At 64.8% G+C, this 26,984-nt stretch carries 28 protein-coding genes and 1 pseudogene; 17 read left to right on the forward strand and 12 right to left on the reverse strand.

Going from position 1 to position 26,984, the window contains the following annotated elements; translation table 11 throughout:
- Positions 1–27: 27 nt before the first annotated feature.
- Together ACSYG9_RS14950 and ACSYG9_RS14955 are read right to left on the reverse strand one after the other, a co-directional pair.
- The gene (locus tag ACSYG9_RS14950) at positions 28–930 is read right to left on the reverse strand and encodes a serine hydrolase (protein ID WP_440123392.1); all 903 of its coding nucleotides are present in this window, start codon (positions 928–930) and stop codon (positions 28–30) included.
- Positions 927–1,802, reverse strand: coding sequence for a LysR family transcriptional regulator (locus ACSYG9_RS14955; protein WP_454838896.1), 876 nt, complete (start codon positions 1,800–1,802; stop codon positions 927–929). The genes ACSYG9_RS14950 and ACSYG9_RS14955 overlap by 4 nt, the downstream gene beginning before the upstream one ends.
- A gap of 164 nt (positions 1,803–1,966) precedes the next feature.
- On the opposite strand from ACSYG9_RS14955, the gene bla reads away from it, so the two are divergent.
- From bla to ACSYG9_RS14980, 5 genes and pseudogenes are all read left to right on the forward strand, one after another.
- Complete coding sequence (gene bla / locus ACSYG9_RS14960; RefSeq protein ID WP_454838897.1) at positions 1,967–2,929, forward strand: class A beta-lactamase; 963 nt, start codon at positions 1,967–1,969, stop codon at positions 2,927–2,929.
- Positions 2,930–3,012: 83 nt separating this feature from the next.
- Positions 3,013–3,981, forward strand: coding sequence for an aldose epimerase family protein (locus ACSYG9_RS14965; RefSeq protein WP_454838898.1), 969 nt, complete (start codon positions 3,013–3,015; stop codon positions 3,979–3,981).
- Between the two features lie 221 nt (positions 3,982–4,202).
- Positions 4,203–5,501 carry a citrate synthase gene (locus ACSYG9_RS14970; protein ID WP_440123396.1) on the forward strand — a complete coding sequence of 433 codons (1,299 nt, stop codon included), beginning with the start codon at positions 4,203–4,205 and terminating at the stop codon, positions 5,499–5,501.
- Positions 5,502–5,555: 54 nt separating this feature from the next.
- Positions 5,556–5,906 (forward strand): annotated as a pseudogene (locus tag ACSYG9_RS14975) (FKBP-type peptidyl-prolyl cis-trans isomerase); the annotation flags it as partial.
- Between the two features lie 6 nt (positions 5,907–5,912).
- The gene (locus ACSYG9_RS14980) at positions 5,913–6,278 is read left to right on the forward strand and encodes an FKBP-type peptidyl-prolyl cis-trans isomerase (RefSeq protein WP_440127671.1); all 366 of its coding nucleotides are present in this window, start codon (positions 5,913–5,915) and stop codon (positions 6,276–6,278) included.
- Between the two features lie 85 nt (positions 6,279–6,363).
- On the opposite strand, the gene ACSYG9_RS14985 is transcribed toward ACSYG9_RS14980, so the two are convergent.
- Positions 6,364–6,669 carry a hypothetical protein gene (locus ACSYG9_RS14985; RefSeq protein WP_440123397.1) on the reverse strand — a complete coding sequence of 102 codons (306 nt, stop codon included), beginning with the start codon at positions 6,667–6,669 and terminating at the stop codon, positions 6,364–6,366.
- 125 nt (positions 6,670–6,794) lie between these two features.
- On the opposite strand from ACSYG9_RS14985, the gene ACSYG9_RS14990 reads away from it, so the two are divergent.
- The gene (locus tag ACSYG9_RS14990) at positions 6,795–7,433 is read left to right on the forward strand and encodes a methyltransferase domain-containing protein (protein ID WP_440123398.1); all 639 of its coding nucleotides are present in this window, start codon (positions 6,795–6,797) and stop codon (positions 7,431–7,433) included.
- A gap of 83 nt (positions 7,434–7,516) precedes the next feature.
- Here ACSYG9_RS14990 and ACSYG9_RS14995 read toward each other — a convergent pair whose 3' ends face one another.
- Positions 7,517–8,020: a hypothetical protein gene (locus ACSYG9_RS14995; RefSeq protein WP_454838901.1), complete on the reverse strand. Its 504-nt coding sequence runs from the start codon at positions 8,018–8,020 to the stop codon at positions 7,517–7,519.
- Between the two features lie 113 nt (positions 8,021–8,133).
- On the opposite strand from ACSYG9_RS14995, the gene ACSYG9_RS15000 reads away from it, so the two are divergent.
- On the forward strand, positions 8,134–9,933 hold the full coding sequence (locus ACSYG9_RS15000) for an acyl-CoA dehydrogenase (RefSeq protein WP_454838903.1): 1,800 nt from the start codon (positions 8,134–8,136) through the stop codon (positions 9,931–9,933).
- A 7-nt stretch (positions 9,934–9,940) separates the two neighbouring features.
- On the opposite strand, the gene ACSYG9_RS15005 is transcribed toward ACSYG9_RS15000, so the two are convergent.
- The 5 genes from ACSYG9_RS15005 to ACSYG9_RS15025 all read right to left on the reverse strand — a co-directional run bounded on the left by ACSYG9_RS15005 (position 9,941) and on the right by ACSYG9_RS15025 (position 13,032).
- The gene (locus tag ACSYG9_RS15005) at positions 9,941–10,429 is read right to left on the reverse strand and encodes a hypothetical protein (RefSeq protein WP_454838904.1); all 489 of its coding nucleotides are present in this window, start codon (positions 10,427–10,429) and stop codon (positions 9,941–9,943) included.
- 81 nt (positions 10,430–10,510) lie between these two features.
- Positions 10,511–11,029, reverse strand: a complete 519-nt coding sequence (locus ACSYG9_RS15010; protein ID WP_454838905.1) for a CinA family protein — start codon at positions 11,027–11,029, stop codon at positions 10,511–10,513.
- A gap of 8 nt (positions 11,030–11,037) precedes the next feature.
- Positions 11,038–11,610, reverse strand: coding sequence for a dihydrofolate reductase family protein (locus ACSYG9_RS15015; protein ID WP_440123403.1), 573 nt, complete (start codon positions 11,608–11,610; stop codon positions 11,038–11,040).
- 115 nt (positions 11,611–11,725) lie between these two features.
- Positions 11,726–12,487 (reverse strand): pyrimidine reductase family protein, encoded by a 762-nt coding sequence (locus ACSYG9_RS15020; protein ID WP_454838906.1) that lies wholly within the window; start codon positions 12,485–12,487, stop codon positions 11,726–11,728.
- Positions 12,488–12,525: 38 nt separating this feature from the next.
- A complete protein-coding gene (locus ACSYG9_RS15025) occupies positions 12,526–13,032 on the reverse strand; it encodes a flavin reductase (RefSeq protein ID WP_440123405.1) in 507 nt (168 codons plus the stop codon).
- Between the two features lie 74 nt (positions 13,033–13,106).
- Here ACSYG9_RS15025 and ACSYG9_RS15030 point away from each other — a divergent pair, with 74 nt between their 5' ends.
- Genes ACSYG9_RS15030 through ACSYG9_RS15040 form a run of 3 tightly spaced genes read left to right on the forward strand, consistent with a single transcriptional unit; the run spans position 13,107 to position 14,871 of the window.
- Positions 13,107–14,195 (forward strand): YihY/virulence factor BrkB family protein, encoded by a 1,089-nt coding sequence (locus ACSYG9_RS15030; protein WP_454838908.1) that lies wholly within the window; start codon positions 13,107–13,109, stop codon positions 14,193–14,195.
- Positions 14,192–14,617: a phage holin family protein gene (locus ACSYG9_RS15035; protein WP_440123407.1), complete on the forward strand. Its 426-nt coding sequence runs from the start codon at positions 14,192–14,194 to the stop codon at positions 14,615–14,617. The genes ACSYG9_RS15030 and ACSYG9_RS15035 overlap by 4 nt, the downstream gene beginning before the upstream one ends.
- Positions 14,614–14,871: a DUF3618 domain-containing protein gene (locus ACSYG9_RS15040; RefSeq protein WP_440123408.1), complete on the forward strand. Its 258-nt coding sequence runs from the start codon at positions 14,614–14,616 to the stop codon at positions 14,869–14,871. The genes ACSYG9_RS15035 and ACSYG9_RS15040 overlap by 4 nt, the downstream gene beginning before the upstream one ends.
- A gap of 10 nt (positions 14,872–14,881) precedes the next feature.
- Here ACSYG9_RS15040 and ACSYG9_RS15045 read toward each other — a convergent pair whose 3' ends face one another.
- Complete coding sequence (locus ACSYG9_RS15045; protein ID WP_454838911.1) at positions 14,882–16,774, reverse strand: propionyl-CoA synthetase; 1,893 nt, start codon at positions 16,772–16,774, stop codon at positions 14,882–14,884.
- A 133-nt stretch (positions 16,775–16,907) separates the two neighbouring features.
- Between ACSYG9_RS15045 and ACSYG9_RS15050 the strand changes: the two genes are divergently transcribed.
- Positions 16,908–17,576, forward strand: coding sequence for a GPP34 family phosphoprotein (locus ACSYG9_RS15050; RefSeq protein ID WP_440123410.1), 669 nt, complete (start codon positions 16,908–16,910; stop codon positions 17,574–17,576).
- 10 nt (positions 17,577–17,586) lie between these two features.
- Here ACSYG9_RS15050 and ACSYG9_RS15055 read toward each other — a convergent pair whose 3' ends face one another.
- Complete coding sequence (locus tag ACSYG9_RS15055) at positions 17,587–19,092, reverse strand: carboxyl transferase domain-containing protein (RefSeq protein WP_454838912.1); 1,506 nt, start codon at positions 19,090–19,092, stop codon at positions 17,587–17,589.
- 51 nt (positions 19,093–19,143) lie between these two features.
- Positions 19,144–19,740 carry a TetR/AcrR family transcriptional regulator gene (locus ACSYG9_RS15060; RefSeq protein WP_454838914.1) on the reverse strand — a complete coding sequence of 199 codons (597 nt, stop codon included), beginning with the start codon at positions 19,738–19,740 and terminating at the stop codon, positions 19,144–19,146.
- A 72-nt stretch (positions 19,741–19,812) separates the two neighbouring features.
- Here ACSYG9_RS15060 and ACSYG9_RS15065 point away from each other — a divergent pair, with 72 nt between their 5' ends.
- The 6 genes from ACSYG9_RS15065 (at position 19,813) to ACSYG9_RS15090 (ending at position 26,915) form a co-directional block, all read left to right on the forward strand.
- On the forward strand, positions 19,813–21,000 hold the full coding sequence (locus tag ACSYG9_RS15065; RefSeq protein WP_454838915.1) for an aromatic ring-hydroxylating oxygenase subunit alpha: 1,188 nt from the start codon (positions 19,813–19,815) through the stop codon (positions 20,998–21,000).
- The gene (locus ACSYG9_RS15070; protein ID WP_454838916.1) at positions 20,997–21,764 is read left to right on the forward strand and encodes an enoyl-CoA hydratase/isomerase family protein; all 768 of its coding nucleotides are present in this window, start codon (positions 20,997–20,999) and stop codon (positions 21,762–21,764) included. Before ACSYG9_RS15065 ends, ACSYG9_RS15070 begins: the two co-directional genes overlap by 4 nt.
- 9 nt (positions 21,765–21,773) lie before the next feature.
- A complete protein-coding gene (locus ACSYG9_RS15075) occupies positions 21,774–22,436 on the forward strand; it encodes a PaaI family thioesterase (RefSeq protein ID WP_454838918.1) in 663 nt (220 codons plus the stop codon).
- A complete protein-coding gene (locus tag ACSYG9_RS15080; RefSeq protein WP_454838920.1) occupies positions 22,433–23,644 on the forward strand; it encodes a CaiB/BaiF CoA transferase family protein in 1,212 nt (403 codons plus the stop codon). Before ACSYG9_RS15075 ends, ACSYG9_RS15080 begins: the two co-directional genes overlap by 4 nt.
- 296 nt (positions 23,645–23,940) lie before the next feature.
- A complete protein-coding gene (locus ACSYG9_RS15085; protein ID WP_454838922.1) occupies positions 23,941–25,506 on the forward strand; it encodes a class I adenylate-forming enzyme family protein in 1,566 nt (521 codons plus the stop codon).
- Positions 25,507–25,538: 32 nt separating this feature from the next.
- Positions 25,539–26,915, forward strand: a complete 1,377-nt coding sequence (locus tag ACSYG9_RS15090) for an MFS transporter (RefSeq protein ID WP_454838924.1) — start codon at positions 25,539–25,541, stop codon at positions 26,913–26,915.
- Positions 26,916–26,984 lie beyond the last annotated feature (69 nt).

A 26,984-nucleotide genomic window follows, 5' to 3' on the forward strand; every position in this document is an offset into this window, starting at 1 on the left:
TGCCCGGAGGATTCAAGCCGAGGAGAACTACGCACTCGACATGTTCGGTGCCCGCAGTTCGGTGACCGCGATCCGTGCGGCCTCTCCGATCGCCGCATCCACCACCGGTAGTGCCGGCTCCGCCCGCGCGGCGCGCGTGAAGACCGCGACCGCCACCGGATGCTCACCGGGGAACTCGACGACCGCGACCTCGTTGCGGATGACGCCGATCGTGCCGGTCTTACCCGCAATCGATACTCCGCGATAGGGGAAGGCCGCGGCGATGCGGTGCGGCCAGATCTGGTTGCGCATCACGTTCTGGACGAAGTTCGTCTGCTCGGCGGAGAGCGCGTCGCCTGCCCACACCGCGGCGAGCAGCCGGGTCATCTCCTCGGCGGTGGTCGCGCTGGTGAACGCCGGATCGTATGCGGAGACCGACCACGCCGCGTCGTTGTCGGTGAGGGCCTTGAATGCTTCGACAGTGGTGCGGCTGTCGGTCTCCTCGACCAGCCGCCGGTACATATCGGCGGTGCCGCCGACGATGTTCGTGCGCTCTAGACCGAGCCTGGCGAGCATGTCGTGCACTGCGACGGTGCCGATCTCTCCGAGCAGCACGTCAGCAGCGGCATTGTCGGAGACGGTCATCATCGACGCGGCGAGATCGCGTCTGCTCATGGTCACCGGATCACGCATGCTCGCGATGCCGGTCGACCCCGGTGTGCACTCGTACGGATCGATCCGCAGTTCGGACGTCGGGTCGATCCTGCCCGCGTCCACCTCTGCGCAGAACGCGAGGAACAGCGGAAGCTTGTAGACCGAGGCGAGTACCACCCGCTCATCACCGTGCACCGACAACGTGATGTCGTCGGTCGAGCAGCGGCGCGCGTGCAACCAGCCGCTGCACCCGGCGTCGGCGAACACGGCCCGGATCCGATCGGCAGCCGATCTCATTTCGCGCGCTCGCGGAACAGCACGCGATCGATCGCCGCGACGTGCCGGTCGACGTCGGCACCGGGGCGCCACACGATGCGCACACGCAGCGCAATGGCATCCGGAGCGAGTGTCAGCCACGCGACGCCGGGCGCCGAGCCCGGTGGTGCGGTGGATATTCCGAAGTGCCTTCCGGCTGCGACCGCCGCGAGGATCGTCCGGTCGTCAGGGACGGTCGTCGGATCGACATCGAGTCCGCGCTCTCGCAGAATGTCTTGTGTGGCATCGAAACCCGCCGGGTTTCCGGCTCGCGGGGGTGTCGCGAACGACAAGTCGCAGAGCATCGGGAAGCGGGGCCGCTCCGCTCGGGCGCTGCGGTGCCCGGCAGGGACAACCACCCATCGAGGCACCTTCGTCACCGGTCCGGCCTCGATACCGTCGAGAAGTGCAGGGTGTTCGACGACCGCGAGGTCACACATGCCGGAGCGGACGGCCGCGATCAGGTCGGTTGTTGCAGCCACCTCGGTCGCGATCGTCACGTCCGGTTCGGTGCGAAGCGCTGCGGCGCAGGCGGTGATATTCCGATCGGGGAGTGCGGCCGTTGCGCCCCAGCGCACGACACCGCGGGTTCGAGAGACGCGCTCGGCTTCGGCAAGGAACCGTTCGGAGTCGTCGACGAGCAACCGTGCGCGGGGGAGCAGTGCGGCGCCGGCAGTGGTCAGGACGGCTCCCCGCTGTGTGCGGTGCACAAGAGTGGTGCCGATGTGCTGCTCCAGCCTTCGAAGTCCTTGTGACAAAGGAGGTTGCGTCATGTCAAGGGCGGCTGCTGCGCGACCGAAGTGACCTTCTTCCGCGACGGTGACGAAGAAGCGGAGATGGCGGATCAGATCCATGCCGCTATTCAACCAGCGCCTGCTGTGCACGGTGTGGAGTGCCGCTTCGGGAGTTCGACGTCCGTCTCCTGCGGGTCGCCTACCGGCGGCGATACTTTTTGCGACCCGTCGCTGACCCATGCGGATATTGGCGGTCCGGATTGCTCGAGTGCTGTGGTGATGGCATGACTGAGCAGCGAACAACATTGTCCCGCAGATGGTTTCTCAACTCCGCGCTCGTGGCGGTGTCGATCCCCGTCGTTTCAGCATGTGGCGCACCGACTGCCGCGTCCGTTCCGGATCGTCCATCGGACGGTGCGCCACTCGAAACGAGGCTCCACCTGGCGGAACTCGACGAGCGCCTCGACGAGATCGAGAAGATGCATGCGGTGCGTCTTGGAGTGGCCGCACATTCACCGGGGAGCGGCCGGACCTACACGTATCGCGGCGACGAACGGTTCGCGATGTGTTCGACGTTCAAGCCGTACGCCGCCGCAGGCATCCTGCAACTCGAATCCCAAGGGCGGCTGCGGCTCGACGACGCCGTCGCTGTCGAACCGGGTGACATCGTCGTCAACTCACCGGTCACTTCCGAGAACCAGGGCCGAATGATGACCTACGCACAACTGTGCGAGGCCGCACTGACCCGCAGCGACAACACGGCAGGCAATCTGCTGCTGAGGCGGCTGGGCGGCCCGGACGCGGTGACCGCGTTCGCACGCTCGGTCGGGGACGATACGACACGCCTCGACCGGTGGGAACCCGAGCTGAACGACGCCGCGCGCGGCGACGAGCGCGACACGACGACTGCGGCCGGATTGGGGCGCGGATACCGGGAGCTGCTTCTCGGCTCGGCGCTGGACCCGGCGCGCCGACGAATCCTCACGGGATGGATGCATGCGAGCATCACATCCGATACGAGGATGCGTGCAGGTCTCCCCTCGGGCTGGGTCGCCGCAGACAAATCGGGAGGAGGATACTTCGCCACGCTGAACGACGCCGGGGTGGTCTGGTCGCCGGAGGGGGAGCCGTTGGTGCTGGTGATTCTCTCGGACACCACTACCGGCGACCGCGACGCTCCGTTCGAGAACGCTCCGATCGTGGACACGACGGCGGCACTCGTCTCGGCGATGAGAGCTGTGCCCTGACGGTTGGTACTCCTGCCGTGAAGCCCCGAATCGGCAGGCCGAATCCGCAGTGAAGACGGTGTCCGCCGGGCAGACTGTTGATCATGTCCGAGCCGATCCATCACTCCATCCGGGGCGGCGGATACCGGGCCGAGGTGTCCGGTACCGGTGCTGCGCTGCTCGCACTCGACTACGACGTCAGCTCGGACACGCGAGAATCGGCTGCTCGAGGCTCGGCTGCTCGAGGCTCGGCGGGGGCCTACCGGCTGGTCGAGACCCCGCCAGGCTACGAACCCCCACAGGACTACGTCGGGGCTGTGCTTGCTCCGTGGCCCGGCGGCATCCGCGACGGGCACTTCTATTTCGACGGAATCGAGCATCAGCTCGCCCTCACCGATCCGGAGCGGGGTACTGCCGTCAACGGTCTCGCCTGGCATCGGCGATGGGAGGTGACGGCTCTCACCGACTCGAGGATCCAGCACACGTTGGAGGTCGGGCTGCACAAGGGCTGGCCGTACCAATTGCGGTTGACGGTCGCGCACGAAGTGGGTCCGCACGGCCTCACCGTCACTCACACGGCGACGAACGTCGGCGGATACCATTCGCCGTTCGGGTTGGGGGTGTGTCCCTACCTGCGGGCCGGTGACACCCCGCTCGACGAGTGCACGCTGCAGTTGGCTGCTGGGACGAGGATGCCTCTCGACCGCGCGCGAGGTCTGCCCGATGCATACTCGCAGTCCGTCGCGGACACCGAATACGACTTCACCCGGGCGAGGTTGCTGGGGGACGTGCACCTCGATGTTCCCTTCAGCGCCCTCGACGAGGATCTGGACGGTAACGCCCGGCATCGACTGTGTGGGCCGGACGGCCGGGGTGCCGAACTCTGGACCGGCCGGGGATTCGGATGGCTCCATGCGACGACGATCGAGGATGCCGGAACGCGCGCGCTCGCCCTTGCCCCGATGACGTGCCCGCCCGATGCCTTCAATCTCGGCATCGATCTGCTCGTCCTGCAGTCCGGGGAACGGTGGAGCGGGCGATGGGGTCTGCGGGCGTACGACTCCCAAGGCTGAGTTCTGCCGCACGTCGCGTACGATCGATGCTGGTGAGCGGCGTGCATCGACGTCCCGTCGGAGATTCGGAAGGTGCTGTCGGGCTCCCTTCGGCGGTACGTGCGACACACCGTTCGGGGACTTTCGACCGACCCTGCCTCCGCGCTGCAGCCACGGAACCGTTAGGTTCTACGTGAATGTTCGGAAGTTTCTGGTAGGTCTGAGCTTGAGAGGGATCCTTCGTGCCCGCTGAGAATGACACACAGCCCACCCTCAGCTACCCCGGTGGCGAGCACACAATGGCTATCGCCAAGGCGACGGAAGGCAATGACGGCATCGAGCTCGGCAAGCTCCTTGCGGACACGGGGTACACCACCCTCGATCCCGGATTCGTCAACACCGCCTCCACGAAGTCGGCGATCACATACATCGACGGCGAGAAGGGAATCCTGCGCTACCGCGGATACCCCATCGAGCAGCTCGCGGAGAAGTCGACGTTCATCGAGGTCAGCTATCTGCTGATCTACGGGGAGCTGCCGACCACCGAGCAGCTCGACGTCTTCACCGATCAGATCCGCCGGCACACGCTGCTGCACGAGGATCTCAAGCGCTTCTTCGACGGTTTCCCGCGCAACGCGCACCCGATGCCCGTCGTCTCCAGCGCTGTGAACGCGCTGTCCGCGTACTACCAGGACGCCCTCGACCCCGACGATCCCGAGCAGGTCGAGCTCTCCACCATCCGTCTGATGGCCAAGCTGCCGACGATCGCGGCCTACGCCTACAAGAAGTCGGTCGGTCAGCCGTTCCTCTACCCCGACAACTCACTGTCGCTGGTCGAGAACTTCATGCGGATGACGTTCGGGTTCCCGGCCGAGCCGTACCAGATCGACCCCGAGGTCGCGCAGGCTCTCGAGATGCTGCTGATCCTGCACGCCGACCACGAGCAGAACTGCTCGACGTCGACGGTGCGTCTGGTCGGTTCCTCGGATGCGAACCTGTTCACGTCGATCTCCGGTGGCATCAATGCCCTCTGGGGTCCGCTGCACGGTGGTGCCAACCAGGCCGTGCTGGAGATGCTCGACGAGATCCAGAAGTCCGGCGGCGACGTCACGGAGTTCGTCCGCAAGGTCAAGAACAAGGAAGACGGTGTGAAGCTCATGGGCTTCGGGCACCGCGTCTACCGCAACTACGATCCGCGTGCTGCGATCGTGAAGAAGACCGCGGACAAGATCCTCAACAAGCTCGGCGCCGGCGACGAACTGCTCGAGATCGCGATGAAGCTCGAGGAAGCCGCGCTGACCGATGATTACTTCATCGAGCGCAAGCTGTACCCGAACGTGGACTTCTACACGGGCCTGATCTACCGGGCGATGGGCTTCCCGGACCGCATGTTCACCGTGCTGTTCGCGCTGGGTCGTCTGCCGGGCTGGATTGCGCACTGGCGCGAGATGCACTCGGATCCGACCCTGAAGATCGGCCGTCCGCGTCAGATCTACACCGGGTACACCGAGCGCGACTACAAGGGACTCAGCGCACGCTGACGTGTCACCGACGATGAGTTCGACGATCGACTGTTCGACGAGGGAGCTGGACCTATGACCAAACCGGAAATCGAATTCCAGGAGGGGCCCGCCCCCACTGAGCTGGTGGTCAAGGACATCACCGTCGGCGACGGGGCAGAGGCCGTTGCGGGCGCAATCGTCGACGTCCACTACGTGGGTGTCGAGTACGACACGGGCGAAGAGTTCGACTCGTCGTGGAGCCGTGGTGAATCGATCCGCTTCCCGCTTGCAGGTCTGATCGCAGGCTGGCAGGAAGGCATCCCCGGTATGAAGGTCGGCGGCCGTCGTCAGCTGACGATTCCGCCGGAGCTTGCTTACGGTCCGGCGGGGTCGGGGCATCAGCTTTCCGGCAAGACCTTGGTGTTCATCATCGACCTGCTCGCCGTGCAGGTGCCGCCGGAGCCTCCCGTGATCGAGAAGCCCGAAGGCCCGGCCCCGACCGAGCTGGTCGTCGAGGATATCGAGATCGGCGACGGCGCGGAGGCCCAGCCCGGCGCCACCGTCGACGTGCACTACAAGGGTGTCGAGTTCGACACCGGGGAAGAGTTCGACTCGTCGTGGAGCCGCGGTCAGTCGGTGGCGTTCCCGCTCGCTCGTCTGATCCCGGGCTGGCAGCACGGCATTCCCGGCATGAAGGTCGGCGGCCGTCGCAAGCTGACGGTGCCGCCGGAGCTTGCTTACGGTCCGGCAGGGTCGGGGCATCAGCTTTCCGGCAAGACCTTGGTGTTCGTCATCGACCTGATGGGCACCAACTGATCAGCGCAGTGCGCTGATTCCGATCACGTTCGCAGGCCGCGCATCCATGGTGATGCGCGGCCTGCGAAGTTTCGGGCGCCTCCGATCAGTAGCCCGCAGTGGCAAGTCCGTTGTCGGTGATACTGCCCCGGATGGCTCCGGAGTTGCCGACGGTCCTGCCGAAACTCCACTCGCCGTCGTTGCCGCACACGAGCGCACCATTCCGGGTACCGGGTGAGGCGTACTCGACCTTGACGACGTTGCCGTTGTCGTCCTCGTGCACGATCGGGCAGCCCTTTCCGGGGCCCCCGACCGGATCGACCTTCGGTTCCGCCGAGGCGGTGGCGGCCCCGCCCAGCACAGCTGCGGCGATCATGATGGTGGCGGCGAAAACTTTGTGGTGCTTCGACATTCGATTCTCCTGGGGCGGGGGCGTGGTGGCTGATACAAGAGTGCGCCCTCGGTGGCGTTCACCGAACCCACCCTAGGGGTGGGGTCGGTACACCCGGCTGGGCGCGATAGGTGATCATCGACGGTATGGAGAGCGCACACGGCGGGGTTGCTCACACTGTCCGGAAGTCGAGTTCGGTCCGTGAGGCCTACTCGGCGAGATCGCAGGAATACGTGGATCTGTTCGGCACCATGACCTCGACGCACCCATCCGACCGTGCGCTGGTGGGCAGTTGGGCCGCCGCGCTCACGGGTGCTGTACTCGATGCCGGGTGTGGTCCGGGGCAGTGGACGGACTTTCTGGCCGAGTGCGGATTGGACGTGAGCGGAATCGATCTGGTGCCCGAGTTCCTCGCACGAGCTCGCGACCGGTATCCGGAGCTCACCTTCGATCTCGGCCGATTCGAACAATTGGACGCCACGACAGCATCATTGGGAGGTGTACTGGCGTGGTATTCGCTGATCCATCACGATCCGGCGGACATCGCGATTCCCCTCACCGAGTTCGCGCGTGTGATCCGGCCCGGTGGAGGATTGCTGGTGGGTTTCTTCGAAGGACCGGCCGTCGAGCCGTTCGACCACGCCGTCGCCACTGCCTATCGATGGCCCGTGGACGAGCTCGGCGCGGAACTTGATGCTGCCGGCTTCGACGTGATCGAGACGCACATGCGAACGGTGAGCGGTCACCGGCCGCACGGCGCCATCACCGCACGTCGCCGAGACTGAATCCTCTTGGAAAGGCGGTAGTTACAACGACAACGGGTAGATACAGGACTTTGCGGAGGTTGTATCTGTCCGTTGCTCCGTTTCTACGACGGCCGGCCGTTGTACGGCGAATCGAAGAACGCGGCCAGCCGTCTGTGCCTGTGCGCGAACAGGGCAGCGACGATGCGGCGCGCGAGTGTGCCCGCGCCCGGAATCCGCGACAGCGGCACGCGCAACTCGAATGTGAGCCGATCATGGACCCAGGTGCGGTTCGTCGCGAGCTGATCCAGAGTGCGTTCGTGTTCCCAGCGACGCATGAGGAGCATCGTGGACTTCTCGTGGAACCGGCGTCCGGGTTCGAGGGCGGCGATGGACAGGTGGTCGTAGTCCACCGGCAGCACGCCGAACAGAAGTAGTGGGACTCGGGCGAGTGGGCGTCCGATGGGGACCGTGTCCTCGGAGAGTGTGTGCGCCCACTGGGGCATGCGCATTGCGAGTACCGGTGCGAGCTCGTCGTTGATCCCCTCGACGCTCGTGACCCGGGCCCACACAACCGTATTCGGTGCATCGACGGCCGACTCGTGCTCGACAATGATCTCGCTGCTCATCAGGCCCGCTTCCCGTCTCTGAGGGACACTGCTTTTACTGGACATCATGCATGCTCGTTGGTCTACTTGTGGGCACAGTGTCCCCCGCGAAAGATCCTCCGAAAGGATTGTCCGTGCCCGCTCCTGTCTTGTCCCGTCGTGACCTCGACTTCCTGCTCTACGACTGGCTCGACGTCGAATCACTGACGTCGCGGGAGCGTTTCGCCGAGCACTCACGCGAGACGTTCGACGCTGTGCTCGATCTGAGTGCCGATCTCGCGACCAAGCATTTCGCCACACACAACAAGAAGGCCGACGCCCAGGAGCCGCGGATCGGCGAGGACGGACGCGTCGAGATCATTCCCGAGGTCAAGGCGGCGCTGGATCTGTTCGCCAAAGCCGGGCTGATCGCCGGAGGATTCGACGAGTCGCTCGGTGGAATGCAGCTGCCGATGACGTTGTTGCGCGCATCGATGGCGTGGTTCCAGGCCGCCAATGCCGGAACCTCGTCGTACCCGTTCCTCACCGCCGCCAATGCGAGTCTTCTCGTCACTCACGGCAGCAGGGAGCAGATCGAGAGGTTCGTCCCGGCGCTGCTCGAGGGCCGGTTCTTCGGCACGATGTGTCTGTCCGAACCGCAAGCGGGATCGTCGCTGGCAGACATCACGACCAAGGCCGTTCCAGTGGATGACGGCACCTACCGGGTCACCGGGACCAAGATGTGGATCTCCGGCGGAGACCACGAGCTGACCGAGAACATCGTCCACCTGGTGCTCGCAAAGATCTCCGGCGGCCCCGCCGGGGTCAAGGGAATCTCGCTGTTCATCGTCCCGAAATTCCTGGTGAACGACGACGGCACGCTGGGTGACCGCAACGATATTGCGCTGGTGGGCCTCAACCACAAGATGGGCAACCGTGGCACCACCAACGCGTTGCTCAATCTCGGCGAAGGTGCCTTCGCGCCGGGTGGGCAGGCAGGGGCCGTCGGCTATCTCCTCGGCGAACCGCACAAGGGCCTGCAGTACATGTTCCACATGATGAACGAGGCGCGTATCGGTGTCGGCTTCTTGGCGACCTCGCTGGGCTACGCGGGCTACCTGCAGTCGCTGGACTACGCGCGCACCCGCACACAGGGGAGGCCGCTCGGGGCGAAAGACCCTGCATCACCGCAGGTTCCGCTCATCGAGCATGCCGACATCCGGCGGATGCTACTCGCGCAGAAATCGTACGTCGAAGGTGCTCTTGCCCTGGGACTGTACTGTTCGAAGCTTGTCGACGAACAGAATACCGCCACGAACGACGAAGCACGTGCCGAAGCAGGGCTGCTCCTCGACGTGCTCACCCCGATTGCGAAGTCCTGGCCGTCACAGTGGTGCCTCGAAGCCAACAGTCTGGCGATCCAGGTTCTCGGCGGTTACGGCTACACCCGCGAATTCGACGTCGAGCAGTATTATCGCGACAACCGGCTCAACCCCATCCACGAGGGCACGCACGGCATTCAGGGGATGGATCTGCTGGGGCGCAAGGTCGTCATGCAGGGCGGGGCCGGACTGGCGCTGCTCGGTTCGACGATCGACGCCACCGTGAAGAAGGCGCTCGCAGCCGGCGGCGACGCGGCCGAGTACGCGCAGCTGTTGCGCGCCGCGGCCGAGCGTGTCGGCACCACGACGGCAACGCTGTGGTCTTCCGGGGATCCTGCACTGGCGCTGGCGAATTCGACGGTGTATCTCGAAGCGGTGGGGCACGTGGTGGTCGCATGGATGTGGCTCGAACAGATGCTGGCTGTAGCCGGCCGTGAGGGCGACTTCTTCGACGGAAAACGTGCGGCAGCGAGGTACTTCTATCGTTTCGAGCTCCCGAAGACCGGACCGCAGTTCGATCTGCTCGCCGGCCTCGACCGTACGACGCTCGACGTCTCACCAGCTGCATTCTGATACGACTTCACCACGTCACCGTGAGAGTCCCGCCCACCTCCATGGCGTGCCAGCGATCGGCGTAGTCGTCGAATCGGCCGACGATGCGCTCGACCAGCGGGGGAACTGCGTCTGCCGTCATAGGCGGTGGTAGTGCCCGCGCGTGGCCGCGTCGGTACTCCCAGACGGGTAGCGTCATTCCCACCAGTTCCTCGGAGCGGATCAGGTCGGCCTTCGAACGGGAATGCGCGTTGTCTCCCTTCGTCTTTCGGCGCCGATTTGCCTTGGTTCGTTCGGCGGGGTCGGCGGGCCAGAACAGGCCGTTGTCGCCGGCAGCGAGCTGCCCGAACACCCCGCGAGGAATGCCTGCCTCGACTTCGACGAGGAAATGCAGCAGGTCGTGGGGGAGATAGGGATGCCCGCCGGGGCCGTTGCGGGGAGCGAGCGTCGCCCCGGTCTCACGGTGTACGGCGATCTCGTAACTCGTCCCGGGGCCTTTCGTGAACACGACACGCATACCGTGCACGGTAGGCCACGGGAACAATATGCGCACGTGGTTTTCGGCGCCGCTGGGCCGGTGCGAATCGGACCTTCCGCGTCAGGCAGATACTTCGTCGATCAGCAGCCGCAGAGCGTGACGTACCGTCTGTGCCAGCACGCTTTCCGGGTCTCCCTCGAAATGCTGTTCTTCGGAGCGTGTTCCACGCGGGCCGGTCGTCGCGAAACACACGGTGCCGGGCGGCCGCCCGTCCTGTGGGTCGGGGCCGCCGGCGCCGGTGACGGCGACGACGATGTCCGAGGCGAGCAGCCCGGCTGTCGACTGGGCCATCGCGCGCGCTGCCGACTCGCACACCACCGGCCCTTCGGGCACTTCGAGCAATCCGTGCTTGACGGATCGTGAGTAGGCCACGATCGCGCCGCGGAACCATTCGGAACTACCCTTTGCTGCTCCGAGTCGTGCCGCCAGGGTGCCCGCCGTGAGAGATTCGGCGCATCCGATGGTGAAATTGCGGTCGGATGCGAGTGTGCCCAGTTCGTCGATCAGCGCATCGGACAGATCCGTCCCTTCGACGACATCGTCATCGTGGGCATCGGGGTCGTTCCCGCGACTCGCCATGGCCGGCCTCAGCCCTTCGTCGTGAAGCGATTGAAGACGACGCCGCTGTCGAACACGCGGCTTTCCGCCAGCTCGAAGAACTGCGGCTCGAAACCTGTTCGGAACAACGGAATCCCGTTTCCTGCGATGATCGGGGTGACCTCGACAGCGAGCTCGTCGATCTCCGGCAGCAGCTCACCCGCGAGAGTCCCGCCGCCGCACAACCAGATTCCCCTGCCGTCCTGCTTCTTCAGGTCGCGAACGTATTCGAGGGGGTCGGTCGCCACCAGAGTGACGGTGTCGTCGGGGGATTGCGGTAGCGTCTTCGAGAAGACGTACTGCTGGAGATGCGGATAGGCGCTGGTGAGGCCGACGCTGAGCGAGGGCTCCCATGTGCGACGACCCATGACCACCGCGTCGAAGTGCTTGCCGGGCGCCGTGACCTCGAGCTGGTCGCGAACGTGCACCGGCAGTGTCTCGGGATACTCCTCGATCCGGTGAAACATGTGATCGCCCTCGGTGGGGAAGAATTCGGTGCCGCCGGAGGGGTCGGCGATGAATCCGTCGAGTGTCGTCGCGACGTAATAGGTCAGTGTGCGCACACAGCCCTCCTCGAATGTGGGTACAGGCCGAGACCTGATCGAACTGCAACGCTAGAACGGGCGTAGCACCGAAGCCAGCACATTCGACCGGTTTCCACCGAAAAGTTGTCACTCGCTACTCGGTGGCCGCATCGCGGACCCATCGAGTGAGGATCGTGCCGTCGTCGTCGCACACCAGGTGAGTGCGCCGCATCTCGGTGACAGCGGAGGCGGGGGAGTGAGCGATACGGTCCGCAGACCCTGCAGCGAGCAGCGGCGCCCAGGTCAGACACAGGTCGTCGACGACGCCGTCGGCGATCATACGACCGAAAAGCCGGGGGCCTCCCTCACACAGGACCCGGTTCCACCCTGCTCGGGCCACGGCGGCGACGAGGGCCTCACCGCCGATATCACCGTCCGCGATGACACGGACGTCAGCGCCGGCGTCGGTGAGTGTGCGACGTTTCTCCTCCGGCACCGCGCCGCTCGTGAACACAACCGGTGGTACGACGGTGTCGGTGAACAACCGCATCCCCGGATCGAGATTGCCCGATGCAGTGACCACTGCAATCGGCGGCACTTCCGACAAACCCGCGGCGGTGCGACGCTCCCGAAGGGAAGCGCTCGTCCGTGCACCGCCGTAGTTTTCGGTGCGCGCGGTACCTGCACCGACAAGGATCACGTCGGCGAGTTCGCGGAGCAGCCCGAACACGACCTTGTCCGCCGGTGTTCCGAGCCCGCCGGAACGGCCGTCGACAGCGACCGCGCCGTCGAGAGAGGACACGAAGTTCATACGAACCCACGGCTCGGCGAGGTCGGGCGGATAGGCGTACAACTCGTGCAGATCGGAGCCGTCGAGGACTTGGCCGGGCACTGTGGGGTCGTCGAGTCGTCGCATACCGTCGATCAGACCACGGCGGCGGCGGTACCGTCACGTCACGCGCCGTGCCCGGGATCCAAGTGCCGCACGTCGTCGAACATCACCGGGTCGCTCAGATCCGAGCGGAGTTCGCCGCGATCCGGGGCGAGCAAGAATCCGACGTGGTCTCCGAGGTCGACTCTCCCCACGATGGCGCCGGTGAACCACGCGGCCGCGTCGTCGAGGATCGGTAGCCCGTGTGGTCCGTCGCTCCAGTTGCATTGTGCGAATTTGTCGGTGTCGTCGCCGCTTCGTGAACCGAACAGGTCGGCCAGTGCCAGCTGCGACCGGTCGAGTATGTGTACCGCAAGATGTTCGGCGGCACCCGCTACCCGGAACGTCCGGTTCTTGTCGGACAGCGCCACCAGAAATCTCGGCGGATCGATCGCGACCTGTGTGGCGAAGCCGACCAGACATCCGCTGCGTTCGTTCACTGCCCTGGTGGTGACGATGAACATCGGATAGTCGAACCGGCCGACGATGGCCGAGAAGCCGTCGTTCGAGCCGTGGTCGTCGGTAGGCATGCACGCATCGTACGTGGCACGTATCCGAGCCGGCCCCGGGTTTGATTTTCCGCTCATGCGGTACCCGAGAGGCCATGACGGATCATTCGGAGCCGAGGGATGCAGCGGATACGACGGTGGCACCCGACGACCCGCGCAAACCCGATTCGCCCACGGATCTGGCGAAGCCGTCGTGGAAATATGTGCTTCGACGGACGGTCGGTGAATTCGGCCGAGACCAGTGCACAGACCTTGCCGCTGCCCTGACCTATTACGCGGTGCTGTCACTGTTTCCGGCGCTGTTGGTATTGGTCTCTCTGCTCGGAGTGTTCGGGCAGGGGCAGAACACCGTCGACACGGTCCTGCAGATGATCGAGGATGTGGGCCCGAGTTCTGCAGTCGACACCCTGCGCGGCCCCATCGAACAGCTGGTTCAGGCACCCACCGCAGGGTTCGCCCTGATCATCGGTCTCCTCGGCGCGTTGTGGTCGGCGTCGGGTTACGTCGGTGCGTTCGGCCGGGCAATGAACCGAATCTATGAGATCGAGGAAGGCAGGCCGGTCTGGAAGCTGCGTCCGTTGATGCTGCTCGTGACCGCGCTGGCACTCGTTGCAGCCGGGGCCACCGCGCTGATGCTGGTGGTCAGCGGACCGGTCGCCCGCGCGATCGGCGAGGCCGTGGGGCTCGGTGACACGGCTGTCACGGTGTGGAACATCGTGAAGTGGCCGGTGATGCTGGCTCTCGTCGTCGTGATCGTGGCGGTGCTGTACTACGCCACTCCCAACGTGGCTCAGCCCAAGTTTCGATGGGTCAGTCTCGGATCGCTCATCGCGATCGTCGTCTGGATTCTCGCGTCGGTCGTATTCGCCCTCTACGTATCGAATTTCGGAAGTTACAACAAGACCTACGGTTCTTTGGCAGGGGCAGTGGTCTTCCTGCTCTGGCTGTGGATCACCAACCTGGCCTTGCTCTTCGGTGCGGAGTTCGACGCGGAACTCGAACGCGGACGGCAACTGCAGGCCGGTATCGAGGCCGAGGAATCGCTGCAACTTCCCGAGCGCGACACCCGGGTGATCGACAAGAACGAGGCGAAACATCAGGAATTGATCGAGCACGGACGCCGCCTACGCACCGCACACGGCCCCCCGGAGTTCGACGACGATACGGAAGGAACCCGCTCATGACGACGCATTCCGGCGAATCTCGCCCCGTTGCGGAACAACCCGCGAACCTGTCGACGGTAGAACTGACCGAACGGCTCACGGCCCAGGTGTCCACTCTCGTGCGCACCGAGGTCACTCATGCCCTCGACGAGGTGAAATCGAAGGGCACTCGCATCGGTGTCGGCGTGGGTATCTCCGGCGCCGGCGCACTCCTTCTGTATCTGGGAGTGGCGACTCTGATCGCCGCGGGAGCGCTGGGGCTCGCCACGGTGCTCGATCCATGGCTCGCGACCTTGATCGTCGCGGTGGTGGTGCTTGCGGTCGGTGGCATCCTCGCAGCTCTCGGTGCATCGAAGGCGAAGAATGCGGCGCCGCCCGTGCCTGACCGGACCATCGACAGTGTCCGCGGAGATGTCGCCGCAGCGAAGGGAGCAGTGCGATGAGTGAGTCCACCACCAATGGAGACGGAACGAGCGGTGCAGCAGAGCCCGACATCGAGCGTCAGCGGGCCGAACTTGCGGCGACCGTGGGCGAACTCACCGACCGTCTCGACGTGCCCACCCGCGTCAAGCATGCGGCAGAGGAACGCGTCGAATCGGTCCGGGAACGGCCCGACCTCGTCGCGTTGGGTGCGGGCGCGCTCGTCGTGATCCTCGCCCTCGTCGTGTGGCGGCGACGGCGAGGATCACGAACGTAGCCGGCGTCCGTCAGCCGCCGAGCTGCTCCCTCAGCGCTTCGAGTACGGCGGGGTCCTCGATGGTCGACGGCACGGTGTACTGCTCGTGGTCGGCGATCTGCCGCATGGTCTTCCGCAGGATTTTTCCGGATCGGGTCTTGGGAAGCGCGTCCACGACGGTCACGTCGCGGAAGGTGGCAACAGCGCCGATCTGGTCGCGCACTATCGCCACCAGTTCCTGGCGAAGGGTTTCGTGGTCGATGTCGACACCGGCCTTGAGTACGACGTATCCGGACGGACGCTGACCTTTGAGTTCGTCGCGGATTCCGACGACGGCGCACTCGGCGACCGCGGGATGCGCCGCGACCACGGCCTCCATGCTGCCGGTGGACAGCCGGTGTCCGGCGACGTTGATGACGTCGTCGGAGCGGCCGAGTACGAACACGTACCCGTCGTCGTCGATGAAGCCGGAGTCGCCGGTGAGGTAGTAGCCGGGGAACGTATCGAGGTACGAGCGGCGGTAGCGGTCGTCGTCGCGCCACAGCCCGGTGAGGGTGCCGGGTGGCAACGGTAGCCTCACGACGATATTGCCCTCGGTGCCTGCCTCGACCTGCTTGCCTTCGCCGTCGACGATCTCGACTCGATAACCCGGGACCGGGACGGTGGGGGAGCCGGCCTTGAGTGGCATCGGGTCGAGTCCGCGCAGGTTCGCGGCGATCGCCCAACCGGTCTCGGTCTGCCACCAGTGATCGACCACCGGACGTCCCAGGACCTTCGTCGCCCATTCGTAGGTGTCGGGGTCGAGACGCTCACCGGCCGCGAACAGCGTCTGCATCGAGGAGATGTCGTATTTCTTCAGCTCGTCGGCGTCGGGATCAGCCTTACGCACGGCCCGGATGGCGGTGGGTGCGGTGAACAGTGCCTTGACTCCGTACTCGGCGATGATTCGCCAGAACGCGCCCGCATCGGGGGTACCGACGGGTTTGCCTTCGTACATGACGGTCGTCGCTCCGGCCAGCAGCGGTCCGTACACGATGTACGAATGGCCGACGACCCAGCCGACGTCGGAGGCGGTCCACCAGACATCGCCCGCGGCGATGTCATAGATGTTGCGCATCGACCACGTGAGTGCGACTGCGTGGCCGCCGTTGTCGCGAACGACGCCCTTCGGCTTCCCGGTGGTGCCGGAGGTGTACAGGATGTAGAGCGGATCGGTTGCCGCCACAGCCACCGGTTCGGCCGGGGAGGCGTCGGCGACGAGCGCATCCCAGTCGAACCATGCGGCCGTGGATGCCTTGTAGTCGCCTGCGGAACCGGGGATCTGTTCGCGGTTCTTCACGATCACGGTGTGCGGGGGAGTCTGCGACAACTGCAGTGCCTGATCGACCATCGGCAGGTACTCGATGGTGCGTCCCGGCTCGAGCCCGCCGGATGCCGTCACCAGCAGCACCGGTTGCGCATCGTCGATGCGGGTGGCGAGTTCCTTGGCAGCGAACCCGCCGAACACCACCGAGTGCACCGCGCCGATACGGGCGCACGCGAGCATCGCGATGGCGGCCTCGGGGATCATCGGCATGTAGATGATGACGCGATCGCCGGATACCACGCCCTGGTCCCGCAGGACGCCCGCGAACGTGGCCACTTCGCCGAGCAACTCCGAATATGTGTAGGTGCGTTTGGCAGGCACCATCGCCGAATCCCAGATCAGCGCCGTCCGGTCGCCGTGACCGGCGCCCACGTGCCGGTCGAGGGCATTGACGCTCGTGTTGAGGGTGCCGTCCGGGAACCACCGGTACGACGGGGCCCGGGTATCGTCGAGGGCACGGGTCGGGGCGGTGTCCCACTCGATATCCTGCGCGGCCGCGAGCCAGAACGACTCCGGATCCTCCACGCTTCGCCGGAACGCGTCCTCGTACGAGCTCATCGGTTCGTGTCCTTCCTCGACATCGACGTGACCGCGACCACCCTATTCGACACCGTCCGCCGGGCGGGACAGGATCGGACGCATCTGCGCCGGGTGGTACCGATGGATCGGTGAACGGCCGTACCGTGTGAGCATGTCTTTGCTTGCGGAGGATCTGCTGCTTCTCGCGCTCGACGACGAGTCGGGAAAGGCGATCGTCGACAGCATCACCCTGCCCCGTGCGCTTGCAGGCGCTGTGCTCCTCGAACTGGCACTCGACAATGTCGTTCTCCTCGATGACAAAGGGGAGGGAGGAAAGAAGAGCCGGGTCGTGGTAGGCAGTGCGGTGCCCGTCGACCCGATACTGACCGACGCGGTGGCGCGCCTCGACCGGCGCAGGCCGATGAAACCGGCAGCAGCGATCGAGAAGCTGAGCAAGAACATGAGAGACACCGTGCTCGAACGTGTCGTGGCGAACGGCTGGGTTCGCGAAGAGCGCGGCAAGGTACTCGGGCTGTTCCCGGCTCGCCGTTGGCCCGCCGTCGACGACAGTCATGAACGGCGGGTACGCAACGAGCTTCATTCCGTACTGGTCGACGGGACGACACCCTCGCCCCGCGCAGCAGCGCTGATCTCGTTGTTGTCGGCCACGAAATCGACGCCGAAGATCTTCCCCGATGCCGACAAGAAGAGAATTGCAGAGCGTGCCAAGGACATAGCCGAAGGTCAGTGGGCGGGTCAGGCAGTTCGTCAAGCGGTCGATGCGATCAACACGGCGATCCTCGTTGCGGTCACCGTGCCCGCAGTGGTAGCGAGCAGCTGAGCGCCGCGACTCAGGTGGGCAAGCCCAGAGCGCGGAAGCGGGAGATTCGGCGCTGGTAACGCTCGTCGGCGGGTTCGTCTGCAAGAGAGGACAACTCGCGCGCCACTGCGGCGCCGACCCGTTTGAGGAACTGGATCGGCTCGTCTGCTGCATCCTGCTGTTCAGGTATGACACCGTCGATGATCCCGTTGCGCAACAGATCCCTCGAGCGAATCCCCTGCGCCTCGGCCATCCGAGGAGCGTGGGTGGTGTCGCGGTGGACGATCGCGCTTGCGCCTTCCGGGGGCAGCGGTGCCAGCCAGCCGTGTTGCGCGCACAGTACTCGATCCGCAGGAAGCAACGCGAGGGCGCCGCCTCCGGTGCCCTGGCCGAGCAACACGGACACGGTCGGCGTCGGCAATGTCACCAGATCTGCAAGGCAACGGGCGATCTCTGGCGCGAGCCCACGTTCCTCGGCTTCCTTCGACAACGCCGCCCCCAGGGTGTCGATGACGAGGACCAAGGGGAGTTGTAGTTCGTCGGCGAGTCTCATTGCGCGTCGTGCTTCCCGCAGTGCTCCGGGACCCATGGGTGCTGCAGCCGATTGGCCACTGCGGTCCTGGCCGAACAACACGCACGACACACCGCGGAACCGCGCCAGAGACAACATCACCGTGGCATCGGATTCGCCCTCACCGGTACCGGACAGGGGCACCTGGGCGGACGCCGCGTGCCGCAACAGCTGACGGATTCCGGGTCGCTCGGGTCGGCGGGTGAGGATCACCGACTGCCAGGCCGGAATATCGGGGACGTCGTCGACATCGGTGAGTGCAGACTCTGCGGAGGTGTCGGGATGATCCGGTTCGACGAGAACCCGCAGCAGCCGATGCACCACCTGTCGGATGCCCCCGAGCGGGATCACCCCGTCGATCACGCCGCGCCGATGGAGGTTCTCCGCCGTCTGGACTCCTTCGGGGAAGTCCTCCTGGTACAGGGCCTTGTAGACGCGTGGACCGAGGAAGCCGACGAGTGCACCGGGCTCTGCCGCGGTGACGTGCCCGAGCGACCCCCATGACGCGAACACCCCGCCGGTGGTGGGGTTTCTCAGGTACACGAGGTAACCGAGATGCGCGGCCTTGTGCGCAGCTACCGCAGCTGCGATCTTCACCATCTGCACGAACGCGAGGGTGCCCTCCTGCATGCGGGTTCCGCCCGAGGTGGGGGAGGCGAGCAGCGGAAGGCCCTCCGCGGTGGCGCGTTCGACGGCCGTCACGATGCGTTCGGCCGCCGCGACCCCGATCGACCCTGCGAGGAAAGCGAATTCGCAGGCGATCAGCGCGACCCGGCGTCCGTGGACGGTGCCGACACCGGTGAGTACCGACTCGTCCACGCCGGACTTCTCCGCGGCGCGCTCGAGTTCGGTGCGGTAGGAGTCGTCGGGTTCGACGTCGAGCGGCGCCTCGTCCCACGAGCTGAAACTGCCTTTGTCGAGCACGGCATCGATGAACTGATGTGCAGAGATTCTCTTGCCTGCCACGCTGCCTCCCCGTCTCATCCGTATCAACAGCACACTGTACGAGTTGCAAGATCAGTCGCGGGGGACCAGGGATGGTACGACGAACACGCGCAGTTTCTCGCGCAACCGGTCCAGGGATCCTGCGTCAGCGCCGAGGGCGCTGATGTAGTTCATTTCGAGCTCGGACAGCCATTCGCAGAGAAGGTCCAGGTCGATGTCGTGTCGCAGTTCGCCGGTATCCTGCGCTTCGTGGAGTATCGGTTCCCACAGTTCGCGGGTCAGCTCGACTGCCTTGCCGGACGTGGAGAGCAACGTTGTGGCAAGTGTCGCCTCGGCAGGTGAGACGAGCAGGTGGATCATCGGGTCCCGAAGCCCCCTGCGGATGTTAGCGCACAGACCTTCGACGACCCGTTCGCCGAATGTCGGGTACTTCCTGATACGTGTCCGCCACGGCTCCATGTTCATTCGTGCACGACGAACGATCGATGCCGTGATGAGAGATTCGCGGTCCGAGAAATATCTGTAGACCGTGGCGCGGGACATGTTCGCGGCTCGGGCCACGTCGGCCATCGTCGTCTTCGTGATGCCGAACTGCTCGAAACACGATTCGGCGGCGACGAGGATTGCCGCGCTCACGTCGAGAGTCTCTGCTTCGGTCTTCTGTGTCACGCATGAACCATACCGCCGAGTAGTCTACCTAAGACACTAGACTGAATATGTCTCATGTGCCATCCTGGGTTCATGCAGCGAGAAGACAAGATCGAACTCACCCGGCGCCTGATCGCGCATGTGGACAACAACTCCACCGACTATGCGGACGACATGCTCCGCGTGCCGTTCTCCGTATTCAACGACCCGGAACTCGCGAGTCTCGAGCGCGACGTCGTGCGCCGGTTCCCGCATATCGTCGCGCACGTCGACGAGCTGAAGAAGACAGGCGACTTCGTCACCACCGAACTCATCGGCACACCACTCCTGGTTGTCCGGCAGTCCGACGGCAGCGTCAAGGCGTTCTCCAACGTGTGCAGGCACCGCGGTGCCAAAGTCGAGTTCGAGGAATCGGGGTGCAAGCGAATCTTCAGCTGCCCGTACCACAACTGGGCCTACGGCCGCGACGGTGCGCTGCGGGGAATGCCGCACGCGGAAGGGTTCGACGGCCTGGACCGATCGCAGTACGGGCTGGTCGAGTTCCCGTGCGAGGTGCGGCACGGGCTGGTCTGGGTGGTGCCGACTGCCGGTGCCGAACTGGACATTGCCAAGGTCCTCGGCGAGAAGCACGATGCCGAGGTCACCGACACCGGTATCGACACCTCCGTCCAGATCCGCAAGGAAACCTGGAAGCTCGACATGAACTGGAAGATCGCGGTCGACGGCGTGCAGGACTCCTACCACCTGTGCCAGTTGCACACCAAGACTGTGTGCAACTTTCTGGAGGGCAACATCACCGCCCTCGACGTGGTCGACAGGTCGTGGCGAATCGTGGTGGCACGCAAGTCGATCACAGAGGTACGCGACGCCGATCCGGATTCGTTCGACGTGCGCGACTACTCCCTCGCGAACTACACGATCTACCCCGGCACGATGCTGGTCACCGAGCCGAACCACTTCGAGATCTGGACGATCGTCCCCGACGTCGACGATCCCAATGTCTCGTACTGCACCATCCGGTTGCTGGCGCCGACCGCCCCCACGACGCCGCGCGAAGAGCGGATCCTGGAGAAGAACTGGGAACTTCTCATGGAAACCCTCCATGCAGAGGACTGGTTCGTCACCAAGACGATCACCGACAATGTTGCTCACGGTCAGGTGGACGAGCTCGTCTACGGGCGGAACGAGCTACCGGGCCAGGTCTTCCACAAGATGATCACGAGCGACGCTGCTGCGATCGCCGAGGAGCGCCGAGCCGCCAAGGTCGGTTCAGCGCAGTGACCTCAGAGGAGCTGCTCGAATCGTTCTCCGCCCCAGGAGTATTGCAGCTGACTTTGAATCGTCCGCACGTGCACAATGCGATCTCACTGTCGCTGCAGCATGCACTGGATGCTCGGCTCGCGCGCGCCGCCACCGATGACGAGGTGCGGGTCGTGGTTCTCACCGGCGCGGGAGATCGTGCCTTCTCGTCCGGGTACGATCTGCGAGAATTGGAGGCACTGTCGTCGGAGGATAATCTCGAGGCGATGCTCGAACGCGAGGAACTGCTGTGGCGGTATCTCGAGTTCGACAAACCCACGATCGCAGCAGTTCAGGGTATGTCGTACGGCGCGGGAACCCTGCTCGCCGCATGCTCGGACCTGAGGGTCGGTGGTCCGTCGACCGCGTTGAGCGTGACCGCGGCGAAGTACGGTGGTGCGAATCTGACGTGGATCCTCGACACCCTGATTGGGGCCGGGCAGACCCGCGACCTGCTCATGTCCTCCCGTGTCGTCGCAGGCGACGAGGCGTATCGCATGGGGCTGCTCACCCGATACGCAGACACCGGTGACGTTCTGGGAACCGCGCTGGAGGCGGCAATACAGATCGCAGCGCAGCCGCCCGACGCGATCCGGCAGATCAAGACGCTCCTGCTCTCCGGGCACGGCCGCGGTCTCCGCAGTCGCTACGACCGCGAGAACACCGTCGCCCGCACGACACTGAGACCGCGCCGGGTCACCGAAATGTTCACGGAGTTCTTCCGCGCTCGCGCCGGAAGCGACTGAGAGGATCACATGGACGCCGCGCTACAGGCCGATGCGCCGATCGACATCTGGAACCCGGACTGGGACGATCCATTCGATCCGACCGTCGAGGCGGACGACGAGTTCGTCGAGTTGGTCGCCGCAGTACGGGCGGTGCAGGAAGCGTTCACGCGGTCGCGCCCCAGCCCGGCCGCCGCGTCGAGCATCGCCGTCGACTTGCACGCCATCGCAGCGAGGTTGGGGGAGCACGAGGTCGACGAAGACCGGCAGATCGCAGGTCATCGCTGGGAACTCGCGGGACGGGGCCAGTGTCTCGCGCCGCCGTTGCACATCGACGAGGTGACGGAGACGACGGCATGTGGCCGGGTCGCGGTCGAACGTTTTCATTCCGGTCGCTATGCGATGAATGGCGGTGTCACACCGCTGATCTTCGACGAGATCATGGCTCGTCTGGCCAACGACTCGGGACGTGCGTGGGCGCGCACGGCCTATCTCAACGTGGACTTCCGTGCCCCTGCCCCGCTCGGGGTCGAACTCGATGTCGCAGCGGAATTCGTACGGCAGGACGGACGCAAACGATTCATGCGCGGGACCCTGCACCACGGTGATGTCCTCGTCGCTGAGGCCGAAGGGCTGTGGGTCGAACTCAAACATGAACAAACACAAAATATTTCGGAAAGAGGTGGGGTATGAGCGGATACTCGTTGCTCGAGGGAATGCGCATCCTCGAGGTCGCACAACTCGCGCCGTCGTCCGTCGGTGGTCACCTCGCCGATCTGGGTGCAGAGGTCATCAAGATCGAGTCGGGCCCCCTCGGGGATCCGGTGCGTATCGGTGGCAGTCGCGCGATCGGTGACGAGGACGGACCGTCGTTCATGCATCTGCGGTGGAACCGCGGGAAGAAGAGCGTCGCTCTCGACCTGCGTTCCGACGAGGGAAAGAAAGCGTTCCTCGCGCTGGCGCGCAGCTGTGATGCGGTGGTCGAGGGTATGCGAGGCGGCTACCTGGACTGGCTCGGTGTGGGGTACGAGCAACTGAGAGAAGTGAATCCGGCAATCGTTTTCTGCACGGTCTCGGGCATGGGATCGGATGGGCCGTACCGCCATCTCGGTACAGGTGGGCCGGTCTTCGACGCCTACGCGGGACTGCGCGAAGTCAACACGCCGGAACAACCGCCGACCGACGGGATGGCGGGGTCGACGACTCCGCCGATCGCGATGTATGCGCTCGGGGCGTACGGCGCGATGGGATTGCTCGCTGCAGTGCACCGCGCCGGTCGTACCGGACGGGGGTGCAGGCTGGAGATCGCGGGTATCGACATCGCTGCGGCATGGATGCCTGATCTGGTGGATGCCGAACTGAACAAGGCGCGCTCTATTGCCCGGCCCACTTGGTTGCCCGACGGGCGACTGCCCGACTGGCCGCGTCTCGAGGCGTACCGCACGAAGGATGGTGCGGCGATGCTGTTCGGTTCCCACGTGAGCAAGTTCTGGCGCAATTTCTGTGTGGCAGTGGACCGTCCGGATCTGCTCGAAATCGATTTGGAGAGCGCGGATTCCGAGGCGCCGGCTCGTGCCGATCGGGTCTACGGGGAGCTCCGGGACATCTTTGCGCAACGAACTCGCGAGGAATGGGTCGCGCTGTTCCTCGAGCACGAGATTGCGGGGGGTCCGGTGAATACCGTCACGGACATGGTCGAAGACCCCCATTTCCGGGCCCGCGCAAATACCTATCGGGTCGAGTACGAGGGTGTGGGCGAGCTCGAGTTCGTCGTGAGTCCGGTCCGCGTGGACGGGGAGGAGTTCGCTCCGGACCTGCCGCCCGCGCTGGGCGCAGACACCGAGAGCGAACTACGAAACATGCTTCAGGACAACACTACGGAAAAACAGATGGGCGCCTGACCGCGCACGAAGTACGACTCGACCCGAACATGGTCTCGGGCGGGGAATGACGCATGCGCCGTGACCGGACTTCGGTCACGGCGTCTTTGCGATGCCTCGATTTCGGATAAGCATTCACGACATGAATCCACTTGTGGGCCATGGTTTATATGAACTCGTCCGCTCGACGAACCCGGGTATTTCGAAGCGATTCCCTTATTGTGCCCGGTATCTACTGATGTTAGATTATTTGGCATCGAGTGACTGCGCTCACATCGACTGAATTGCGGCTCGAACGCAAACACAAGGAGAAGACATTGAATCTGCCCGATCTGGTTCGATACTGGGGCAAGACCCGCCCTGCGCAGCAGGCGATCGTGTTCGGTGGTACATGCCAGACCTGGTCCGAGGTGGACTCGATCACCGATGCCTTGGCCCGAGGACTGGCCGCTCGCGGTGTCCGGAAGGGAGACCGCGTCGGCGTCATGATGCTCAACCGGCCCGAGCTCGCCCACATCATCCTTGCCACGCTCAAACTCGGCGCGATCAGTGTCCCGCTGAACTTCAGGCTGATCGGCAAGGAACTCGCACCGATGCTCGTCGACTCAGCGCCGCGTGTCGTCGTGGTGGAGAACGAGTTGGCTTCCTTGCTCGAGGAGGGGGCTGCCGAGGCCGACTTCGAGATCTTCGCGATCGGCGGTACGGATCACCGTCCCTACGACACGTTGCTCGATGCCGGTGAGGCGCCCGCCGTCGAGATCGACGCGTCGGATCCGGCGTTCATCTGCTACACATCGGGAACCACCGGGGTCCAGAAGGGCGCTGTGATCACGCACCGCAGTGCGCTCGCGCCGGGAGTCGCCCAGGTACTCAGCCACGGGATCTCGGGCCGAGATCGTGTGATGTGTTCGGCCCCATTGGTATACACCGGGTCGGTGTTGTCGATCTTCGCTCAGCTCGTCGTGCTGCCCGGCTCGACGATGGTGCTGCTGCGCGAATTCGACCCGGCTATCGCGCTCGATACTTTCGAGCGTGAACAGGTCACCGCGACCACGACAGTCCCGGTGATCTGGGAACGTATGACCCAGCTGCCGGACTTCGGCACACGCAAGCTTGCGAAGTTCACCTTTGCCGGCGCCGGTGGTGCACCGGTCAGCCTGGACCTGCTCGACTTCTACAACAGCCGCGGTGTACCGATGACGCAGGCCTACGGGCTCACGGAAGCGTCAGGAATGGCCTCGACGCTGAACTACGAGGATGCGCGCACACGCCCGGGCTTCGCGGGGTTGGCCCTCGCGGGGACGCAGTTACGCATCGCGAGCATCGACGGCGGATTCGCGAAACCCGACGAGGTCGGTGAGATTCTTCTGCGTGGCGAACACGTCATGAAGGAGTACTGGAACAAGCCGGACGCCACCGCCGACACGCTTGTCGACGGATGGTTGCGTACCGGCGATCTGGGTCTGCAGGACGAGGGTGGCTTCCTCAAGGTGGTCGACCGTCGCAAGGACATGCTGATCTCCGGTGGCCTGAACGTGTATCCGGCCGAGATCGAAAAGGCTCTGCACAGCATCGAGGGCCTGGTGGATCTCGCGGTGATCGGCGTCGAGGACGAACGATGGGGTGAGGTCCCGATGGTCGTGTTCCACAGCCAGCGCCCGGCGGCCGAGGTCGTCGGCGACATCACTTCTGTGGCAAGTGCCAACCTCGCGAAGTTCAAACGCCCCGTGCATGCGGTCGCTCTCGACGAGCCGTTGCCCCGCACATTCTCCGGAAAACTTGCGAAAGCGGTTTTGCGAGAGCGCTTCCAAACTCCGCCGATCGATGCGATCTCGGTTCCCCGTGAGGGGACGCCGGCGGACGCCGCGTCGTCTTCTTCCTGAGGCACCTTCCCTTCTCCGAGAGGACACCCACCGTGAGCATTACTCGCGATGTGGATATCACCAAGCTCATCGACGACTCACCGCTGTCGTCTCTACAGAAGCGTGTCATCGCCCTGTGCCTCGGTCTTGCGATCCTGGACGGCATCGATGCGCAGCTCATCGGGTTCGTCATCCCCGCGATGTCCTCGGACTGGGGGGTGACACCCGCGTCATTCGGCTACGCACTCGCCTTGAGCACCGGCGCGATGGTCGTGGGTAGCCTGCTGTTCGGGCCGCTGGCCGACCGCTACGGCCGCCGCCGGATCATCATCGTGTGCACTGTGATCTTTGCGGTGTTCACGCTGGCCACTGCCCTCGTCACGTCGATGACCGCACTGATCGTGCTGCGCGTGATCGCCGGACTCGGCCTCGGCGGTGTCACGCCCAATTTGGTGGCGATGGTGAGTGAGTACAGCCCCGCGCGCATTCGCGCGACGGTCGTGACCGTGACGGTCGCGGGCATGTCGCTCGGTGGATTCGTCGGTGGGTTCGCCGCCGCGTTCCTCATTCCGCATTTCGGATGGCAGTCGCTCTTCGTTCTCGGTGGTGTGCTGCCACTGCTGCTCATTGTGGCAGCGTTTCGGTGGCTTCCGGAATCCGTGAAGTTCCTCGTCGCCCGCGGCGACGAGGAGCGGGCGGCCCGCATCGTCGACGAGATCGCCCCGAATGCGGCGGTCACCGCCGTGACCGGATTCGTGCAGGTCTCTGCGACGTCGGCGAAGACCTCGGTGGGCGCGCTGTTCCGCAAGGGCAAGGCGCTCGACACCGTGCTTCTCTGGGGCGTGTTCGTGATCAACTTCCTGGTCATCTATTTCCTGCTGAGTTGGATGCCGACGCTGTTCAGTGAGGGAGGACAGGGCGCATCGACGGCCTTGCTCGCGGCGGCGCTGTTCAACCTCGGCGGCATGACGGGTGCGCTGACGATCGGATGGATCACCGATCGGATCGGGAACGGATTCATCGTGGTCATGGCCGGCTACACGCTCGGCGCCGTGTTCACCGCGGCGGTGGCGGCTCTTCTCGGTAGTGGATGGTTGCTGTTCGCTGCTGTCTTCATCGTCGGTTTCGGGATGTCGGGCAGCTCCGCAGGCATTATTGCGATCGCAGCATCGGTGTACCCGGTCTCGGCCCGCGCGACGGGCGTCGGCTGGGCGATGGGAATCGGACGCATCGGATCGATCGCGGGCCCGAGCATCGGGGCCGTGCTGATCGCAGCGGGGCTGGGCGCGCAGAACATCTTCCTGCTGACGATCGTGCCGACGCTTCTTGCCGTGCTCATTCTCGGAGTGATGGCCCTGCGAGGCAGGCGAACACGGCGCGCTGATGCCGAGGAATCCTCGGACGTGCAGGTGATGGCGACCGCCGAATAGCGTCGCTCGGTAAGTGGTTGTTCACCGATGGATTACGTGCGGTGAACAACCACTTACCGCGTTGACCGG

Source organism: Rhodococcus sp. SJ-2 (assembly GCF_053750035.1).

Coding starts and splice junctions, on each gene's coding strand:
- ACSYG9_RS15045 (WP_454838911.1), bottom strand. CDS start 16,774: ATGAGCTCGTACGAGGACGCGTTCCGGCGAAGCGTGGAGGATCCGGAG.
- ACSYG9_RS15030 (WP_454838908.1), top strand. CDS start 13,107: ATGACGGATCATTCGGAGCCGAGGGATGCAGCGGATACGACGGTGGCA.
- ACSYG9_RS15075 (WP_454838918.1), top strand. CDS start 21,774: ATGGACGCCGCGCTACAGGCCGATGCGCCGATCGACATCTGGAACCCG.
- ACSYG9_RS15035 (WP_440123407.1), top strand. CDS start 14,192: ATGACGACGCATTCCGGCGAATCTCGCCCCGTTGCGGAACAACCCGCG.
- ACSYG9_RS15065 (WP_454838915.1), top strand. CDS start 19,813: ATGCAGCGAGAAGACAAGATCGAACTCACCCGGCGCCTGATCGCGCAT.
- ACSYG9_RS15040 (WP_440123408.1), top strand. CDS start 14,614: ATGAGTGAGTCCACCACCAATGGAGACGGAACGAGCGGTGCAGCAGAG.
- ACSYG9_RS15050 (WP_440123410.1), top strand. CDS start 16,908: ATGTCTTTGCTTGCGGAGGATCTGCTGCTTCTCGCGCTCGACGACGAG.
- ACSYG9_RS14965 (WP_454838898.1), top strand. CDS start 3,013: ATGTCCGAGCCGATCCATCACTCCATCCGGGGCGGCGGATACCGGGCC.
- ACSYG9_RS15010 (WP_454838905.1), bottom strand. CDS start 11,029: ATGGCGAGTCGCGGGAACGACCCCGATGCCCACGATGACGATGTCGTC.
- ACSYG9_RS14985 (WP_440123397.1), bottom strand. CDS start 6,669: ATGTCGAAGCACCACAAAGTTTTCGCCGCCACCATCATGATCGCCGCA.
- ACSYG9_RS14995 (WP_454838901.1), bottom strand. CDS start 8,020: ATGAGCAGCGAGATCATTGTCGAGCACGAGTCGGCCGTCGATGCACCG.
- ACSYG9_RS14955 (WP_454838896.1), bottom strand. CDS start 1,802: ATGGATCTGATCCGCCATCTCCGCTTCTTCGTCACCGTCGCGGAAGAA.
- ACSYG9_RS15005 (WP_454838904.1), bottom strand. CDS start 10,429: ATGCGTGTCGTGTTCACGAAAGGCCCCGGGACGAGTTACGAGATCGCC.
- ACSYG9_RS15020 (WP_454838906.1), bottom strand. CDS start 12,487: ATGCGACGACTCGACGACCCCACAGTGCCCGGCCAAGTCCTCGACGGC.
- ACSYG9_RS14990 (WP_440123398.1), top strand. CDS start 6,795: ATGGAGAGCGCACACGGCGGGGTTGCTCACACTGTCCGGAAGTCGAGT.
- ACSYG9_RS15080 (WP_454838920.1), top strand. CDS start 22,433: ATGAGCGGATACTCGTTGCTCGAGGGAATGCGCATCCTCGAGGTCGCA.
- bla (WP_454838897.1), top strand. CDS start 1,967: ATGACTGAGCAGCGAACAACATTGTCCCGCAGATGGTTTCTCAACTCC.
- ACSYG9_RS14950 (WP_440123392.1), bottom strand. CDS start 930: ATGAGATCGGCTGCCGATCGGATCCGGGCCGTGTTCGCCGACGCCGGG.
- ACSYG9_RS15025 (WP_440123405.1), bottom strand. CDS start 13,032: ATGCCTACCGACGACCACGGCTCGAACGACGGCTTCTCGGCCATCGTC.